This window comes from Flagellimonas zhangzhouensis (genome assembly GCF_900102925.1).
GTDB classification, from domain to species: Bacteria; Bacteroidota; Bacteroidia; order Flavobacteriales; family Flavobacteriaceae; genus Flagellimonas; species Flagellimonas zhangzhouensis.
In genome coordinates this window covers 53,574-70,329 of the sequence record NZ_FNKI01000001.1, presented here as the reverse complement: position 1 = coordinate 70,329, position 16,756 = coordinate 53,574, and the positions used below count along the sequence as shown (strand labels likewise).

General features: G+C 40.5%; 11 protein-coding genes. 4 read left to right on the top strand and 7 right to left on the bottom strand.

What is annotated here, in order from left to right; translation table 11 throughout:
• Positions 1-4: 4 nt before the first annotated feature.
• Positions 5-5,557 carry an alpha-2-macroglobulin family protein gene (locus tag BLQ18_RS00300; protein WP_090291531.1) on the bottom strand — a complete coding sequence of 1,851 codons (5,553 nt, stop codon included), beginning with the start codon at positions 5,555-5,557 and terminating at the stop codon, positions 5-7.
• Between the two features lie 270 nt (positions 5,558-5,827).
• Between BLQ18_RS00300 and BLQ18_RS00295 the strand changes: the two genes are divergently transcribed.
• Positions 5,828-8,620, top strand: coding sequence for an outer membrane beta-barrel protein (locus tag BLQ18_RS00295; protein WP_090291529.1), 2,793 nt, complete (start codon positions 5,828-5,830; stop codon positions 8,618-8,620).
• On the opposite strand, the gene BLQ18_RS00290 is transcribed toward BLQ18_RS00295, so the two are convergent.
• Genes BLQ18_RS00290 through BLQ18_RS00265 form a run of 6 tightly spaced genes read right to left on the bottom strand, consistent with a single transcriptional unit; the run spans position 8,617 to position 12,316 of the window.
• The gene (locus BLQ18_RS00290; protein WP_090499976.1) at positions 8,617-9,162 is read right to left on the bottom strand and encodes a hypothetical protein; all 546 of its coding nucleotides are present in this window, start codon (positions 9,160-9,162) and stop codon (positions 8,617-8,619) included. The two genes, BLQ18_RS00295 and BLQ18_RS00290, sit on opposite strands and share 4 nt — an antisense overlap.
• Positions 9,163-9,175: 13 nt before the next feature.
• Positions 9,176-9,967 carry a TPM domain-containing protein gene (locus BLQ18_RS00285; protein WP_090291526.1) on the bottom strand — a complete coding sequence of 264 codons (792 nt, stop codon included), beginning with the start codon at positions 9,965-9,967 and terminating at the stop codon, positions 9,176-9,178.
• Complete coding sequence (locus BLQ18_RS00280) at positions 9,948-10,385, bottom strand: TPM domain-containing protein (RefSeq protein ID WP_090291525.1); 438 nt, start codon at positions 10,383-10,385, stop codon at positions 9,948-9,950. The genes BLQ18_RS00285 and BLQ18_RS00280 overlap by 20 nt, the downstream gene beginning before the upstream one ends.
• Positions 10,386-10,391: 6 nt before the next feature.
• Positions 10,392-10,991, bottom strand: a complete 600-nt coding sequence (locus BLQ18_RS00275) for a LemA family protein (protein WP_090291523.1) — start codon at positions 10,989-10,991, stop codon at positions 10,392-10,394.
• Between the two features lie 18 nt (positions 10,992-11,009).
• Positions 11,010-11,339 carry a MerR family transcriptional regulator gene (locus tag BLQ18_RS00270; protein WP_090291521.1) on the bottom strand — a complete coding sequence of 110 codons (330 nt, stop codon included), beginning with the start codon at positions 11,337-11,339 and terminating at the stop codon, positions 11,010-11,012.
• Complete coding sequence (locus BLQ18_RS00265) at positions 11,339-12,316, bottom strand: M23 family metallopeptidase (RefSeq protein WP_090291520.1); 978 nt, start codon at positions 12,314-12,316, stop codon at positions 11,339-11,341. The genes BLQ18_RS00270 and BLQ18_RS00265 overlap by 1 nt, the downstream gene beginning before the upstream one ends.
• Before the next feature lie 103 nt (positions 12,317-12,419).
• Here BLQ18_RS00265 and alaS point away from each other — a divergent pair, with 103 nt between their 5' ends.
• The 3 genes from alaS to BLQ18_RS00250 all read left to right on the top strand — a co-directional run bounded on the left by alaS (position 12,420) and on the right by BLQ18_RS00250 (position 16,739).
• A complete protein-coding gene (gene alaS, locus BLQ18_RS00260; RefSeq protein WP_090291518.1) occupies positions 12,420-15,032 on the top strand; it encodes an alanine--tRNA ligase in 2,613 nt (870 codons plus the stop codon).
• 132 nt (positions 15,033-15,164) lie between these two features.
• The gene (locus tag BLQ18_RS00255) at positions 15,165-16,124 is read left to right on the top strand and encodes a GSCFA domain-containing protein (RefSeq protein WP_090291516.1); all 960 of its coding nucleotides are present in this window, start codon (positions 15,165-15,167) and stop codon (positions 16,122-16,124) included.
• A complete protein-coding gene (locus tag BLQ18_RS00250; protein ID WP_090291514.1) occupies positions 16,125-16,739 on the top strand; it encodes a DUF4230 domain-containing protein in 615 nt (204 codons plus the stop codon).
• Positions 16,740-16,756: the final 17 nt, after the last annotated feature.

Here is a 16,756-nt window from a genome sequence, read left to right as displayed (position 1 = left end):
ATTATTACTGAACAATTTTCACCCATTGCCCCTTATTTCGTGCTACATAATTGTTGTCGTACATGGCTTCCACTTGAGCACCTGGTAAATAATATTCCCCAAGGAAAGATGCATTCAATTTAATGGAGAATGTTTTTGATTTTTTAGCTTCTAAATCAAAATATAAATTGGTTCTGTCGTCTCGGGTATCAATATAATCTGCTTGTGAATTTGTTGAATTGTTGTTGGCGTACGACGTGTCCACAATTTCCCATCCACTTGGAACAATGTGTGTTAAAGCCAAGTTTTCCACATAATCGTTCGAACTATTGAAAACAGTAATTTTTGCTTCAATTTCAGTGCCTTGTCTAAGTTCATCAATATGCAAGGCGTTGCCCAAGCCATCCACATAAGTAACAGATAGGTTTAAATTGTTTTGTTGCGCAAATTCTTCACCTACAGGTAATCTTCCCGATTGTGAAAGGGTTACATAAACCACATTACCAGAGGCATTGTTCACTTTGATTTCTTCTTTAAAAGAAGATATTACCAAAGGTCTTTGCGCAATGGCCCTATCGGTTTGAATCGAAATCTCTTTATTGTTGTTGCTGAACTTCACATTCAATGATTTACCGCCATTCTTCAACACCATTTTGGAAAGGGCGAGCAGGGCAAAGGACGTTTCTTGAGTGCTGTACCAATTTTGAGATGATAGATTTTTAGCCAATGATTCTGCCAATCCCCGCTGTTTAGCATCACCTAAGATGGTCATGGTCTCCAAGGCCATGGCTCTATTTCGGAATACAGAACCATAGGTTCTATAATTGTAATTGTTTGTAGTGAAATTAATGTTGGCCTTATTTGCAATCTCTTTCGCTACCTCACTTTTTCCTGCCAAGGCATAGGCCGCTGCCAAGCGCCATTTAGCTTCATTACTAAGGTTTTTGCTTTCACGTAGACGGTTCATGGCGGCCAGTTCAGGTTGTTGTGCTAAGGCCAAGGTATACAAACGATATGCCTGCGAAACATCGTCGTTATAACCAGTACTTTGGTTGCTCCATTGTTTGGCTTTGTTTTTTTGATAGCGCAACCAGTTGCTCAAAAATGTCAAGGGAAGTTGATACCCTTTTTGTTTGGCTTCCAACATAAAATGGCCAGCATAGGACGTGCCCCAATCATCGGCTTGGATATATCCAGGCCAATAGCTCAATCCACCACTTGGTAATTGAAAGTCTCCCAATTTTCTGATGGCCGCTTTTATATTCTTTTCTGCCTCTTGTTTCTTATCAAAAGTAATATCCAACACATCGGCTAAGAATAACTGTGGGAATACAGCCGAAGTTGTTTGCTCCACACAGCCATGGGGATAGCGCATTACATATTCCAATCTTTTGGAAAAATCCATGGGAGGTAAGGTCGAGAATTCCAAAGAGACCTCGTTGGTGCCAGAAGTCCCAAAAGTTTCCATTGCAATAGTGGTCGATGCATTGCCCTCCAAGGTGTAGCTCGTACTTTTTGAAGTGATTGGGTTTGGATTTTCAACATCAATCTCGGTTTCGCTGCTGGCATTTTCTCCTGCACCCGAAGCCGTAACTTTTATGGTTTGAAAGGCTGTAGATGGGTTGACTTTAAAATCAAAATTCACGATTTGCTCCCCAACCGAATTGAATGTAATGTTTTTGGATGTTGGCCCCAAAGGTTCCAACGCATTCCCTGCATCAACCGTAACTTTCACATTTTTTACCTTGGCTTCCATAGCAAAAACAGTCACGGGAACGGTCACTTTTTCCCCAGGAGAAAGTTTTCTTGGTAGTGAAGTCAATACCATAAGAGGTTTGCGTACAGGGGTCGATTTTTCAGTATTTCCGTAGGCACTGTTTGCGTTTCCTGCAACCACCATGGTACGTACCGAACCTACATAATTGGGCATTTGAATAGTGTGGGTAGCTTTTTCGCCTGCTTTTAAGGTAAATGGACCCAAATAGGTGACCACAGGTTTAAACCGTTGTGCTTTTCGGTTTTTGGCGCCCGCTCCAATACCACCACCACCAATGGCATAAATATTATCCACGCTTACGGAATAAGCACCCATCACATCATCAAAAATGTCAAAGGTATTTACCCCCAAAGATTGTCTTGCATAAAATGAGGAATGGATATCAGGCGTTTGAAAACGGGTTAAATCCAATAATCCTTCATCTACCACCGCCAAAGAATAAGTCATCGGTTTGTTGTTGGCCTCTGATACCACAGCCTTAAAGGATGTTTCTGGAACCAACACCTCAGGCATCGTTATTAGTGGCTCCAAAAAAGTAGCTGGATTTTCAACCAACAAAGGCACTACGCCGTACAATCGAATGGGAAGGTCGTTGGCTACTTGTCCGTGTGGCTGCAATGAAGAAATGTTGATATAGGCATTGGGTGCCATTTCAGCTGTGATGGGAATACTAGCTTTGGTTTCTTTTTCTGTGGTTTCCACCCATTGTTGTGAAAGTACTTCAGTACCATTTTCAATACTGATGAGCGCTCTTCCACCGCGGTTGGATGGGAAAGTAATTTGCGCTTGTTCGCCCAATTGGTATTTTTCCTTATCTGCGGCAAAAACCAATATTTTCGAACTTTCGGTATCTCCAGAAGCAGGTCTGCGCCACCAATTTCTGTAAAAATAAGCAGTTCTTCCAATAGCATGACCAGATGCTTCATCCAAAACCCGAATCAAAAATCGTCCGCCTTCCTCATCGGGAATGTTCAGATTGAAATTGGCTTTTCCATTGGCGGCCGTAGTGATTTCCATTTCTTTGAACGGACGATGCACTGTGGCATTTTCATATCTGGAAAGGTTATCGTATCCTCGGTTCCACCACCAGCGCCATTCAATTTTGAAAACTTGTACCTTGAGTTTTCTATTCCCAGATGGATTTCCTTCGGCATCCACGGTAACCACATCAAAATTGTTGTTTTCGTCCGTTAGGAAAGAACCATAGCGTTTTGGTTCGGGAGAACGCAATCCCACAAAATGGGAGAAAGGAGCCAAGTTTTTGGAGAACACATCAATGGAAAAATCTCCGCCACCTTCAAATACTTTTGTGGTAAATGTGGCTTGGAGCATTCCTGGGGCATTCCCATTGACATCTAATTTTTTGTTGATGTCCAACTCACCTTCACTGTTCAATGTAGAGGAGAGCCATTGCACTTCTGTTGAGCTGAACTGACGAACTGGATCTTGAAAAATATAATTCTTGAATTTTGGAAAGGCCGAATTGGTTTGACTCAAATTGGCATTAATGTCAATTTTAAGATTCCGTGCAGGAGCTCCGTGCAACCACTTCACAATGGCTTTACCAGAGTTGGTGGTATTTGCTTTTAAAACTTCATCTTTAAAAGAAAAATCAACCTTTAAACGATTGGGCTTTACCGTGGCAATTTTTAGTCCTTTTTGAAATTGAGCTCCACCTACAATCACTTTCGCGGTCCAAGAACCTGTTGGTGCATTTTCGGCAGTTGGAATTGGGAAATAATAGAAATTCGCCTCTTTTTTGGCAAAAAGTCCGTCTGAAATAGGAACGGGTTCATCTTTGATCACATTGCGTTGCACCAATTTTCCACGAGCATCGCTCACCTCTAGGGTAACTGGATGCCCTTTGGGCAAGGGGTTGGCATTATCATCCAAAACAAAGGTCAAGTGAACCACATCGCCAGGCCGATGCACCCCGCGTTCTGTATAAAGAAATCCCTGCAATCCGCGTTGCAGTTCTTCTCCAGCCACATCAAACTTACTTAATGAAAGGGCGTTACCATCAGTAAGTTTGGCGTAGGCATAATTTTGATTTTTTTCTGCAACTGCGAAAGCAATGCCTTTATCACTGTCAAAAACAGAAAGACCAGTGGCATCGGTGGTAACCTCGCCCAAAAGTTGTTGCTGATAATTGTACAGTTTGATTTTGGTGCCTGGTTCTGGTTGGGTGGTCAACAAATTAGTGGCGGCAAAGTGGTAGGATTTATTCCTTCCTTTTTTAACGATCAAACCAAGGTCACTTCCCAATAAATTAGTGGCCGCGATTCGTTGATAATTATAATAGGCTTGATGGCAAGGATTGTTTTCTTCTTGCCAATTGTAATCATAATTTCTCCAATCATAAAGTTCATTGTCCCAATAACTTTCTTCATCTGCCTCTTGAATGGAATTACTTTCTGACGATGTTAGGGCTACATCTGAGTTATCATTTTCTCCGCAATCGTAAGTAGAATGTTCCTTCTTAAAACTGAATTCAACTCGGTACAACGAACCAGGGTGAACTTTAATCAGATCTGAAAGGTCCAACGCATGGGCTTTCCAATAGCTGGAATTGTTTTCTCCATTTTCCGTTAGAGGAATCACTTTAAAGGCTACCCTTCTTCCCACAGGTCGGAAATCTGGATAGTAGTTTTCCGTTAGATCATAATTTTGAAGGTATTGCAACATGTTGTCCTCATACACTTGAATCACCCTTACCTCCACAGCAGAAAGGTTCACTGTTTCAAAATAAATTGGGGTTGATGCTGCATTGGGCAATATGGTTCCTTTGGAAATCAATCGAACAGCAGGTTTAATTTGCTCGAATGAAACCAATTCCGAAAAGGTGTTTTTTAAGGTAAAACCGTATTCACTTTTAATGCCCTCGAAGGCATTGACCCGTACTTCACCCAAAATTCGATTGGAAGGATATACTTTTAAAACATTGCCATCAATTTCATATCGCAAGCTTTCCGCATTTTCCACCGTAACCAATCCATTGAGGTTTTGGTTGGGCAGCAATGGTTCGGAAAAATTTAAGGTTAAGACTGCATCCGAACCTGAAGAGGTCTTGGCATCTACAATTACAAATTTGTTCAAGCCAGGAATGAAATAGGTCTCGGTTCCTTCGTTGTCGATATCCAACGATTTTCCACTCCATGTTATTTCTATTTCGCTGTCGTCCGTTTTTCTCGCAATGCTATCAATTCGAAAGCTAAAATACTGGGCATTGTCCGTGAGGTTTTCCCACTTTACAGGAACTTTTTTTCCATCTTGGGTCACTTTTAAAACTTTACCCATTTTTGATCCTTCCAAAATATCTGCAGCATTCACGGTCCCTGTAACGTATTGCCATTCTTTGCTGTAGGATTGTAAATTCCCCAGGTTGATTTTAAAATTGGGAGCAATGGTTTTAAAACTGAAGGTATAGCTCTTAAATTCCTTTTCTATGTTTTCAAAAAGTGGATCTAAAGCAAGGGTTACCGAATATTCCGTGTTGGGTTTAAGGTATTCTGTAGGCTGAAATATGATTTCCCTGCCATTTTCAATAAGAAGTTGACCTTCAACTTTGGGTGAAATTTTCAGGTACTCCTTCGGTAGCTCTTGGGTGATTTCATAGTGTCCCAACTGTTGGGCCAAAGCAATTGTAATGGGAGTAGAAATACTTTGATTACCATGGGTATGAAAACTGATGTAATCCTTGAACTTAAAAAGATTGTCGGTTTCGGCCGAAGCATCTTTCTTTTTACAAGAAACAACAAAAATAAAGAGGAGGGCAAAGAGAATTTTAAAGGATCGGGACATTCGAAATGCGTATTAATTTAACCAAGGAGTTAGGCATAAGCAATATAACTAAAAATGACCTTAAAATTGTGGTAAAATTGATGAATGGGCATTTATAATTGACGAATAATCAATAAAAAAAGAATGAGATATTCAGAATTTATTGTGCTTTTTTTGAAGAATCTTGATTTTTCATGAATTTTTTCTAAAAGTTTCGTTAAAGGGTGCGTTGACATTTCTTTAAACTAATATTTTAGTTCGTGAAACAACAATCAAAAAACTAACCACCCTTTGAAAAGATTACACACTAACCTTGTATTCCTATTTTTCCTTTTTAGTATTTCATCCACTTTTGGTCAAGATTTTTTGATCAAAGGAAAAATTGTGGATGCCGTTACAGGAAACCCTCTTGAAGCGGCCACTATTTATGCTGAAACCTTACGTGACAGCACTTTGATCACCTACACCATCACCAATGCGCAGGGTGCTTTTGCCCTAGAGGGCAAAACGGCCTACAAAAGAGCACGTATTGCATTTTCGTCCAATGGGTATAAATCACATACCATGGAAGTGGAATTAAAACCCACTATCGAATTGCCGACCATTCAAATGAACGAACAAGTGCAACAATTGGATGGAATTGATTTGGTAGGCGAGCGTGTTCCCATCACCATCAAAAAAGACACCTTGGAATTTAATTCCGATTCATTTAAGACGAGACCTGATGCCACCGTTGAGGATGTGCTGAAGAAATTGCCAGGTGTGGAAGTTGCCAGTGACGGAACCATTACTGTGAACGGGAAAGAAGTGAATCAGGTGTTGGTGAATGGTCAGGTGTTTTTTAGCACGGATCCCAAAGTGGCCACAAAATCACTTTCCAAAGATGTGATCAGTAAAATTCAGATTACCGACACCAAAACAAAAGAGCAGGAGTTTACTGGTCAAGAAGGGGATGGAGAAACCAAAACCATCAACTTGATGTTGAAAGAGGACAAAAATAAAGGATTTATGGGTCGATTGTCTGGAGGATACGGAACGGATGATCGGTATCAAGCCAACGGATTACTCAATTATTTTAATGATACCAAACGGATCAGTGTTTTGGGAAGTTCCAACAACATTAACAACCCTGGATTTTCATTTGACGAGATTTATGAAATGGTAGGAAATTCTCGAGGTGGTGGTGTGCGATTTAACCGAAATGGCGGATTTTCAATAGGGGATGCCTCATTTGGTTTTGGACAAGGAATCACTACTTCTTCAACTTTGGGCGCAAGTTTTGCCGATCAAGAAAAGGGGAAATATCGCATTGATGGCAACTACTTTTATTCGTACAGTGATTCATACAACGATGAAAAGATAGCTCGGGAGAATATCTTGCCAGATGGCAGTTATTTTACGGATACAGAAACCAACTTTTTAGGGACCACAAATTCAAACCAAGGAGCGCTTAATTTGGAGTTTGACGTGGACAAGACCACTCGAATTACAGTACAACCCAATATTAGTGTTACAAATACCAATTCAACCAATGCGGAAAATACGGTTTCTACCGACGAGGATGGTAATTTAATCAATAGCAATACCTCTTTGACCACTTCAGATGGCAATCAACGAAATTTTAGTAACCGATTGGAGGTAATGAAGAAGTTGGATACCTTAGGGACCTATATTCGTGCGTACTTTAACAACAATAATCGGGCGAACGATTCAGAAGGTTATGTAAACTCGCAAAGAAGCATTTTTGGTGATAATCCCAGTGAGCAGGATTTAGATCAAAGAACTTTAATCGATAATTCCAACGATTCTTATGAGTTGGGTGCTGCGTATCGTCATTTTTTCAATAAGCAATTTTATTTGGACGTTCGGTATGAATATGAGAACACCAAACAACAAAATGAACGTTCTGTTTCTGTTTTTGATGAAGACTTGGGGCAATATGTTTACAATTCCACTTTAAGTTCCGATTTTAATTTTACCGTAGACAAACATGCACCAGAAATTCGAATTGGATCCAACGGAAAGAAATTGCGTTTTAATGTAAGGGCCAGACTGGAAAACAACAGTTTGAACAACGAGGATTTTGTACAATCCACTACATTTTCCAATGCTTACAATAATGTGTTGTTCGGTTCCTTTATCAACTACCAAATGGGTAACAGTAAGCGTTTGAGTTTAAACTATAATTCAAATCTGAACGTGCCTTCTGTGACCCAATTGCAGCCTGTTCCCAATATTAGCAACCCGTTGAATATTATTGTGGGTAATCCGAATTTGGCCCCTGAGATCAGTCACAACATTTATCTGAATTTTAATAATTTCAATTGGAAAGACCGTACTGGAATTTTTGCTTATTCGGGCATGAATATCGAAGAAGACCAAGTGGTTTCCATTACCACTACTGATGAAGATTTTATCAGAACCACGACCTACCAAAACGTAAAAGGTAATTACAGAGGTTGGATGGGTGTCAACTACTCCAAACAAATAAAAAAGGACAGTGTTTACACCTTAAAGTTCACCATTAGTCCCAATGTGAATGCGAGCAAGCAAGTTGGCTTTACCAATGGGAGCAGGTTAGAGGCGAAAACATGGAACTTTAACCCTCGGGTTGGTTTGTTGTTCAATTATAAAGAAATGTTGGAGATTGAACCAGAATATAGGATTGGATTCAACTCGACCCGATACAATTTGGAAAGTGTGGAAGATGTTGATTTCACCACACATAATGTATCTTTTAAAATGACCACTTTTTGGCCCCAGAACCTTGTGTTCGGGAATGATATCACCTACAGCTACAATGGAAATTTAGGCGATGGATTTGATAAAGATGCCATTTTTTGGAATATGAGTTTGGGTCTTCAGTTATTCAACAAAAAGGCCACCCTTAAAGTATTGGCCTACGATTTACTCAACCAGAACATTAACACTCGAAGGACCACGGGACAAGATTTTATCCAAGATTTTCAAGGTACCGCACTAAAAAGGTACTTCATGGGCAGCTTAACCATTAAGTTTGATTCCTTTGGAGGGAAAGGAGCACCTAACCAACGTGGAGGAGGGCCGAGGTTTATGCGATTCTAATTAAGATTTGGAATGTAGACTGTGCTAAATGCTGGAAGTGGTGAGGACTCCATCAATTCGTAAGAGTAATTGTCTATGGCATATTGCTCTAGGATGGTATAAGGTCCGCAACATTCCCCTCCTTCAGAAAAACTAGTTTCAAAATTTATGGTAAATGATTCACCTTCGTTAAAATCTATGGTAAAATGTTTCTGTCCATACGAGTTTGTAGCAACTGGAATGGCTAGGTAGATGCCCATTCCAGAAAATTCTTCAATAGTAAATGTCACTTGGTCACTTTCTTCATTGATGATTGAAATTAGGTTGGGGTCAATAGCACCATTTGCTAATAAGTCCTCTTCGCTATCTGCATTTAAAAATAGAAGATAAATAATATCAACTCCAACAAGGCAATCCACTAAGGAACAATTTGTTAGTTGATTTCCATCGTCATTTTTACAAGCTGTAAATAGAAATAGCAAAGGAAGAGTAAATAAAATTTTTTTAAACATGGCAAAAGTGTTTTTAGAGTAGATGATGAAATGAGCTAGAAGTTGCTTCATTTCAAAGGTTGAACTACCAACCTCCTGAGGCACCTCCACCTCCAAAGCCGCCACCACCGAAGCCGCCACCAAAGCCTCCGCCGCCGAAACTTCCGCCACCAAATCCACCTGAAGAACCAGAGCTGCGGCCCATGTTGCTCAAGATGATCATATCCCAAATGTCGAGTCCGCTACCTCTTCGACCACCACCCTTGCCACCGCGACCACCTTTGTTTTTGCGGCTCCACAAAATGATCATGATTACTATAAAAATGATAAGGGGAAATATAGCTTCAAATGGAAACCGTACACCGTTGCCAAAGGTGCGCTCTTCGGTGAATTCTCCGTTCAGTACCTTAAAAATGGCATCAGCACCCGCATCCAACCCACCATAATAATCCCCACGTTTAAATTCGGGGATAATGACTGATTCTATAATTCGTTTGGACATTAGGTCTGTCAAAGAACCTTCAACACCATACCCTGTGTTTATGGCAATTCTTCTATCGTCCCGTGCTAAAAGAATGAGTACACCATTGTCTTTGTCAGCTTGTCCAATGCCCCATTTCTGACCCCATTGTGCTCCCAAAAAGTTGATGTTTTCGCCTTCGGTGGAACTGATAATAGCGACAACAATTTGGGTAGAGGTACTATCGGAATAGCGAATAAGTTTCTGTTCCAGAGCGTTGCTCTGCGAAGCCGATAACAAATTCACATAATCGTATACGCTGGTTTGTTCCTTGGGTTTATCAGGAATGGTATATTGGCCCCAAGAAAGGGTAATACATAAAAATGCAAGTAAAAAACTAACCTTTGGAAATGGCATTGTTCAGTTCGTTGGTGTCGTTATGGTCCCAAGGAAAATGGGCTTCCAATTCTTTTCCTGCGACGAGGATACCTTCAACAATTCCCTGTTTAAAATGTCCTTTTTTAAAGTGGGATTGCATCACATCTTTTGTGGTATCCCAAAATCCTTTGGGCACTGCTCGGTCTATGCCAGAATCGCCATAGATTACAAATTTATGGTCGTCTACTGCCACGTAGATGAGTACTCCATTGCCTTCTTTGGTGTTATCCATTTTAAGGAAGTGGAAAATTTGTTGAGCCCTGCTAAAATGGTCGATTTTGGCCTTAGCTTCAATGTGTACCCTAATTTCGCCAGAGGTGTTTTTTTCAGCCTCTACAATGGCATTAATGATCTCTTTCTCTTCCTCTGCAGTCAAAAATTCCTCTACGTGGGACATCATAATTTAATTGAATTCAAAATTCACATCAGGAGCGTTCTCTGCACCAGCATTGGCATTGAATAGTGCCAATTCATCAAAATTGGCCAAACTGGCCACAATATTGGTGGGTATTTGCTTGATTTTGATGTTGTACTCACCAGCCAAGTCGTTGAAACGGTTACGCTCTACATTGATTCTGTTTTCGGTGCCCTCTAACTGTGATTGTAGCTCCAAAAAGTTCTGATTGGCTTTTAGATCGGGATAACGTTCTACTGTAACCAATAATCTTGAAAGGGCAGAGGATAATCCAGATTGCGCTTGTTGAAATTCAGCCAATTGTTCGGCAGTTAAATTATTGGCGTCGATGGTAGTCGAAGTAGCTTTTGCACGCGCCTCGATCACATCCGAAAGTGTTTCTCTTTCAAAATCTGCTGCACCCTGCACTGTTTTCACCAAGTTTCCTATAAGATCGCTTCTTCGTTGATAAGAGCTCTCTACATTGGCCCATTGTTTAGTGGCCTGTCCTTTCATGTCGACCAAATTATTGTTGGTTCTAACATACCATCCACCAACAATTACCGCCAAAACAATGATGACGATGATGGCTATGATGCCTTTTTTCATTTTATATGGTTTTAGTGTTTATAGTTGTTCTTTAATTTTCAAAAGTTCTGCTTTTACTTTTTGCAGCTTTTGAATGACTTCAAAGGTGGACAATGCTTTTTGTTTTTCCTCCTTTAAGTGGATTTTGGCTCCTTCCAAGGTAAAACCACGTTCTTTTACCAAATGGTAGATCAATTGCAGGTTTTGGATATCCTGTGGCGTGAATTTTCTATTACCCTTGGCATTTTTTTTAGGTTGAAGTACATCAAACTCTTTTTCCCAAAAGCGAATTAATGAGGTGTTCACCCCAAAAGCGTTGGCCACTTCGCCAATGCCATAATATCGCTTTTCAGGTAGATCGATGTGCATTAATCCAAGGATTGGTTCTCTTGATTGGCCAATCTGAGCATATTCTCAAATTCTTCCGTAGACAAACTTCCGTAGTAGAAGTTAATGGGGTTGATACGTTCCCCGTCCTTAAACACCTCGTAGTGTACGTGGGGAGCCTCAGAACGACCTGTGCTTCCTACAAAGCCAATAATATCGCCTCTTTTCACCTTTTGACCCACAGTAACATTATACTTGCTCATGTGTCCGTAGAGTGAAATATAGCCATAGTCATGGTCAATTCTTACGTGTTTACCATATCCAGAGGAACGGTTATCGGCACGAACCACTTTTCCGTCCCCCGATGCGTAAATTGGTGTACCTCGTGGAGCAGTAAAGTCCATCCCCCAGTGCATTTTTCTCGCTTTGGTAAAAGGGTCAGATCTCCAACCATAACCAGAAGCCATTCGGGTAAGGTCTTCATTGCTTACAGGTTGAATGGCAGGAATGGAAGCCAATAATTTTTCTTTTGCCTCCGCCAACTTGGCAATTTCATCCAACGATTTGGATTGAATCACCATTTGCTTTTGAATAATATCCAAGCGCTTGGTGGCATTGATGATGATTTCAGAATTATTGAAACCTTCGAGGGCATTGTAACGGTTTACACCACCAAATCCAGCTCTTCGTTGTTCTTCGGGAATGGGGTTAGCCTCAAAATATAAACGGTAAATATTGTTGTCGCGATCTTCGATATTGGCTAAAACCTGCTCCATTTGATCCAGCTTTCTGTTCATGATATCAAACTGAAGCTCATAGTTTCGCACCTCTCTTTCAAGGGAAAGTTCTTTAGGCGTGTTTACCCATCGAGTATTCAACAAAATAATCAAGCCTAAGGTTCCGAAAAGAGCTGAACCTGCCAAAAACAAGAAAACATTCCTGTACTTTTTGGATTTCTTCGGTTCAATCTTTCGGTAAGAAAGCGTATCCGGATCGTAATAGTACTTTACTTTAGACATGAAGGGATTTTATCCTATTTTTGCTCACTCATTTTAACAAAACAAGCAAATATAAAAATTGTTTTGTTTAATGTGTTAAATTTAAGAAAACCCTAGGAATTCAATGACATCCCAAGAAGTTAGAAAGCAGTTTTTAAACTTTTTCAAAGAAAAGAACCATAAAATAGTGCCCTCAGCCCCCATGGTGATGAAGGACGACCCCACACTGATGTTCACTAATGCAGGCATGAACCAGTTTAAGGAGTTTTTCTTGGGGAATTCCGTTGCAAAGGACAAACGACTTACAGACACCCAAAAGTGTCTTCGCGTAAGTGGTAAGCATAACGATTTGGAAGAGGTGGGAAAGGATACCTACCACCACACCATGTTCGAAATGTTGGGCAACTGGAGTATTGGCGATTACTTTAAAAAAGAAGCCATTGCCTGGGCCTGGGAGTTACTTACCGAAGTTTATAAAATTGATAAGGAAAGTCTTTACGTTTCCGTTTTTGAAGGAAGTGAAGATGATGGGTTGGCTTTGGATCAAGAAGCATTCGACCTTTGGAAAACCATTGTGCCCGAGGATAGAATCATTTTAGGGAACAAAAAAGACAATTTCTGGGAAATGGGCGATCAAGGTCCCTGTGGTCCCTGTTCCGAAATACATGTGGACATTCGTTCCGCAGAAGAAAAGAAAAAAGTATCAGGAGCCTCTTTGGTCAACCAAGATCATCCTCAAGTGGTGGAAATCTGGAACTTGGTTTTTATGCAGTACAACCGCAAAGCGAATGGAAGTTTAGAACCACTTCCAGAAAAACATATCGACACGGGTATGGGCTTCGAGCGTTTGTGCATGGTATTGCAAAATGTGCAGTCCAACTACGATACTGATGTGTTCACCCCGCTGATTCGTGAGGTAGAGACCATCACTGGAAAAAAATACGGAAAAAACGAGGAGACCGATATTGCCATCCGCGTTATTTCCGATCACGTTCGTGCAGTTGCGTTTTCGATTGCCGATGGACAGTTGCCAAGCAATACAGGTGCTGGTTACGTAATTCGTAGAATTCTAAGAAGAGCCATTCGTTATGGATTTACCTTTTTAGGGATGAACCAACCTTTTATTTACCGATTGGTAAAAGTATTGGGTGATCAAATGGGTGCTGCTTTCCCAGAATTGAAAAAGCAATACCAATTGATTGAAAATGTAATCAAGGAAGAAGAAAGTTCTTTCTTGAGTACCTTGGAGCAAGGATTGGTGCTTTTGGATTCCGTGATTAAATCGTCTAAAGGCAAAACTATTGATGGTGAAAAAGCCTTTGAATTGTATGATACATTTGGATTTCCGATTGACCTTACTTCATTAATCTTAGAAGAAAAAGGCTATCAGTTGGATGTGGAAGGGTTTGAAAAGGCCTTGAAAGCTCAAAAAGACCGTTCGAGAGCAGCATCCGAAGTGTCCAAAGATGATTGGACGGTGCTGTTGAACGATTCCGAACAAGAATTTATAGGATACGATAGTTTGGAAGCCAATGTGAAATTGGTGAAGTACAGAAAAGTGACCAGTAAAAAAGAGGGTGACCGTTATCAATTGGTGTTCAATTTAACCCCATTTTATGCCGAAGGCGGAGGTCAGGTTGGCGATAAAGGATATTTGGAAGCTCCGAACGGAGACATTACCTATATCATCGATACAAAAAGGGAGAACAATGAGATTGTGCATTTTGCGGAATCACTTCCCGAAGATGTTTCTGTATCTTTTAAGGCTGCCGTAGATCAAAAACAACGTTGGAGAACAGCAAGCAATCACACCGCTACCCACTTGTTACACCAAGCCCTACGTGAAATTTTAGGCCCCCATGTGGAGCAAAAAGGCTCAGCTGTGCACTCCAAATATTTACGTTTTGACTTTTCCCATTTTTCCAAACTTACGGTGGAGGAACTCAGGGAAGTAGAAAATTTTGTGAACGCTCGAATAGAAGGACATTTGCCACTGCAAGAGGGGCGTAATGTTCCCATTAAAGAAGCGATGGCAGAAGGTGCGATGGCGCTGTTCGGAGAAAAGTATGGCGATACGGTCCGTACCATTCGTTTTGGGCAGTCCATTGAACTTTGTGGCGGTACGCATGTGGCCAACACCGCCGATATCTGGCATTTTAAAATTGTTTCTGAAGGAGCAGTTGCTGCAGGAATACGAAGAATTGAAGCCATTACTTCGGATGCCGTTAAAGAGTTCTATTTCAACAACAATCGAATGCTTTTCGAGATCAAAGACATGTTGAACAATGCGCAAGATCCTGTAAAAGCCGTTTCTGGTTTGCAGGAAGAAAACAATGCGTTGAAAAAGCAAGTAGAGCAGTTGTTGAAAGACAAGGCCAAAGGCCTTAAAAATGAATTGATCACGGAACTGGAAGAAGTGAACGGAACCAAATTCTTGGCCAAAAAAGTGGATTTGGATGCTGGTGGCATCAAAGATTTGTCTTTTGAAATAGGAGGTCAGGTAGATAACTTGTTTTTAATGTTGGCCTCGGAAAACGATGGAAAGGCAATTTTGTCCTGTTATATTTCTAAAGATTTGGCCACTGCTAAATCGTTGAACGCAGGAACCATTGTTCGCGAATTGGGTAAATACATTCAAGGAGGTGGAGGGGGACAGCCTTTCTTTGCCACTGCGGGAGGTAAAAACCCAGCAGGTATTCCCGAAGCCTTAGAAAAAGTGAAAGACTACATAAAATAAGGAATCACATCGAGAGGTTACCCTGAGCGCAGTCGAAGGGTAATTAAATTGGATGAAATAGGTTTTTTGGTTCTCGATTTAAGTTTATCCTGAGCGAAGTCGAAGGACTCGAACTGACAATTTTACAATTATATGGAACTTCAAACCAAGATACCTTTGCAGCCTGCCGATAATCCTTTGGATTATCAAAGTAAGGTGGTGCTTTTAGGGTCTTGTTTTGTTGAAAATATGGGGAGCAAGTTGGATTACTTCAAATTCCAACAAAAGCAAAATCCCTTTGGGATATTATTTCATCCTCGCGCCATTGAAAATTTGGTGCAACGCGCTATTAATGAAAAACCTTATCTGCCAATCGAGGTTTTTGAACAAGATGGCATTTGGCGTTGTTTCGATGCCCATTCTGATTTGCGTTCCGATAATCCTGAAGATTTGCTGCAATTGCTCAACCAAAGTTTGAAAACAACACAAATAGCTTTGGAGAAGGCTTCCCATATCATTATCACTTTGGGAACAGCTTGGGTCTATAAACATTTGGCATCTGAAAAAGTAGTGGCCAATTGTCATAAAGTGCCTCAGAAGCAATTCAATAAAAAATTGTTGTCCGTTCAGGAGATTGAGGAAAGTTTATCCCATTTGATAGGGTTGATTTCAAGTCTAAACCCCAACACACAGATTATTTTCACGGTTTCCCCTGTTCGGCATTTAAAAGATGGTTTTGTGGAAAATCAGCAGAGCAAGGCACACCTAATATCTTCACTTCATTCTATTTTGTCATCTCGAGCGCAGTCGAGAAATGTATCTTATTTTCCATCGTATGAAATAATGATGGACGAACTTCGAGATTACCGCTTTTACGCCAAGGATATGGTGCATCCGAACGAATTGGCAGTAGATTACATTTGGGAGAAATTCAAATTGGTCTGGATATCCGAAAAAGTTTATCCCATAATGGATGAGGTGGATTCTGTTCATAAAGGATTGCAGCACAGACCATTTAATCCAGATTCCAAAGGGCACAAAAAATTCAAAACATCGCTGGAAACCAAAATTACGTATCTTCAACAGCATTATCCTTTCATGAAATTTGAATAGATGAAGAAAGTACTTGTAGGAGCCATTATTGCCTTGGCCTCGGTGTTGATCTATAAATCCTGTGCCGATGACAACAAGCAAAAAACGGTTTTGGAAGAAAATTCCATGCTGATTCAGCAGGAATTGAAAAATGTTTCCAAGTTGATTGTGACCGAAGGTCACTTTGTGGAAGTATACAATTACAAAGACAGTAGGGAGCTCTTTGGACCCTTGGTGACTGCCGATAAAAAAGCTTTGGTAGTGGTGAATGCGGAAGCGACGATTGCCTATGATCTTTCCAAACTCACCTACGATGTGGATGAAGCCACAAAAACCATCAAAATCATTCAAATTCCAGAGCCAGAAATCAAACTTAATCCTGATTTTGAGTATTACGATGTAACCGCGGATTATTTAAATCCGTTTAGCGCAAAGGATTATAACAACATTAAAAAGACAGTGAACGCTTCTCTGATGAAAAAAGTGGAGGCGTCCAGTTTACGAACCAATGCCGAAAACCGTTTGGTGAGTGAGCTTTCCCGAATTCTTGTTTTGACCAACTCCATGGGTTGGACCTTGGTTTTTGAAGAAACACCTGTTTTAAATATGGAGGAATTGGACTTAATTTTGGATTAAACTGTCACATTTTCGAT

Excerpts from the sequence above, each read along its gene's own strand:
- BLQ18_RS00265 (WP_090291520.1), bottom strand. The coding sequence starts at position 12,316 with ATGTCTAAAGTAAAGTACTATTACGATCCGGATACGCTTTCTTACCGA.
- BLQ18_RS00280 (WP_090291525.1), bottom strand. The coding sequence starts at position 10,385 with ATGTCCCACGTAGAGGAATTTTTGACTGCAGAGGAAGAGAAAGAGATC.
- BLQ18_RS00290 (WP_090499976.1), bottom strand. The coding sequence starts at position 9,162 with ATGAAGCAACTTCTAGCTCATTTCATCATCTACTCTAAAAACACTTTT.
- alaS (WP_090291518.1), top strand. The coding sequence starts at position 12,420 with ATGACATCCCAAGAAGTTAGAAAGCAGTTTTTAAACTTTTTCAAAGAA.
- BLQ18_RS00255 (WP_090291516.1), top strand. The coding sequence starts at position 15,165 with ATGGAACTTCAAACCAAGATACCTTTGCAGCCTGCCGATAATCCTTTG.
- BLQ18_RS00270 (WP_090291521.1), bottom strand. The coding sequence starts at position 11,339 with ATGCACATCGATCTACCTGAAAAGCGATATTATGGCATTGGCGAAGTG.
- BLQ18_RS00275 (WP_090291523.1), bottom strand. The coding sequence starts at position 10,991 with ATGAAAAAAGGCATCATAGCCATCATCGTCATCATTGTTTTGGCGGTA.
- BLQ18_RS00285 (WP_090291526.1), bottom strand. The coding sequence starts at position 9,967 with ATGCCATTTCCAAAGGTTAGTTTTTTACTTGCATTTTTATGTATTACC.
- BLQ18_RS00300 (WP_090291531.1), bottom strand. The coding sequence starts at position 5,557 with ATGTCCCGATCCTTTAAAATTCTCTTTGCCCTCCTCTTTATTTTTGTT.
- BLQ18_RS00250 (WP_090291514.1), top strand. The coding sequence starts at position 16,125 with ATGAAGAAAGTACTTGTAGGAGCCATTATTGCCTTGGCCTCGGTGTTG.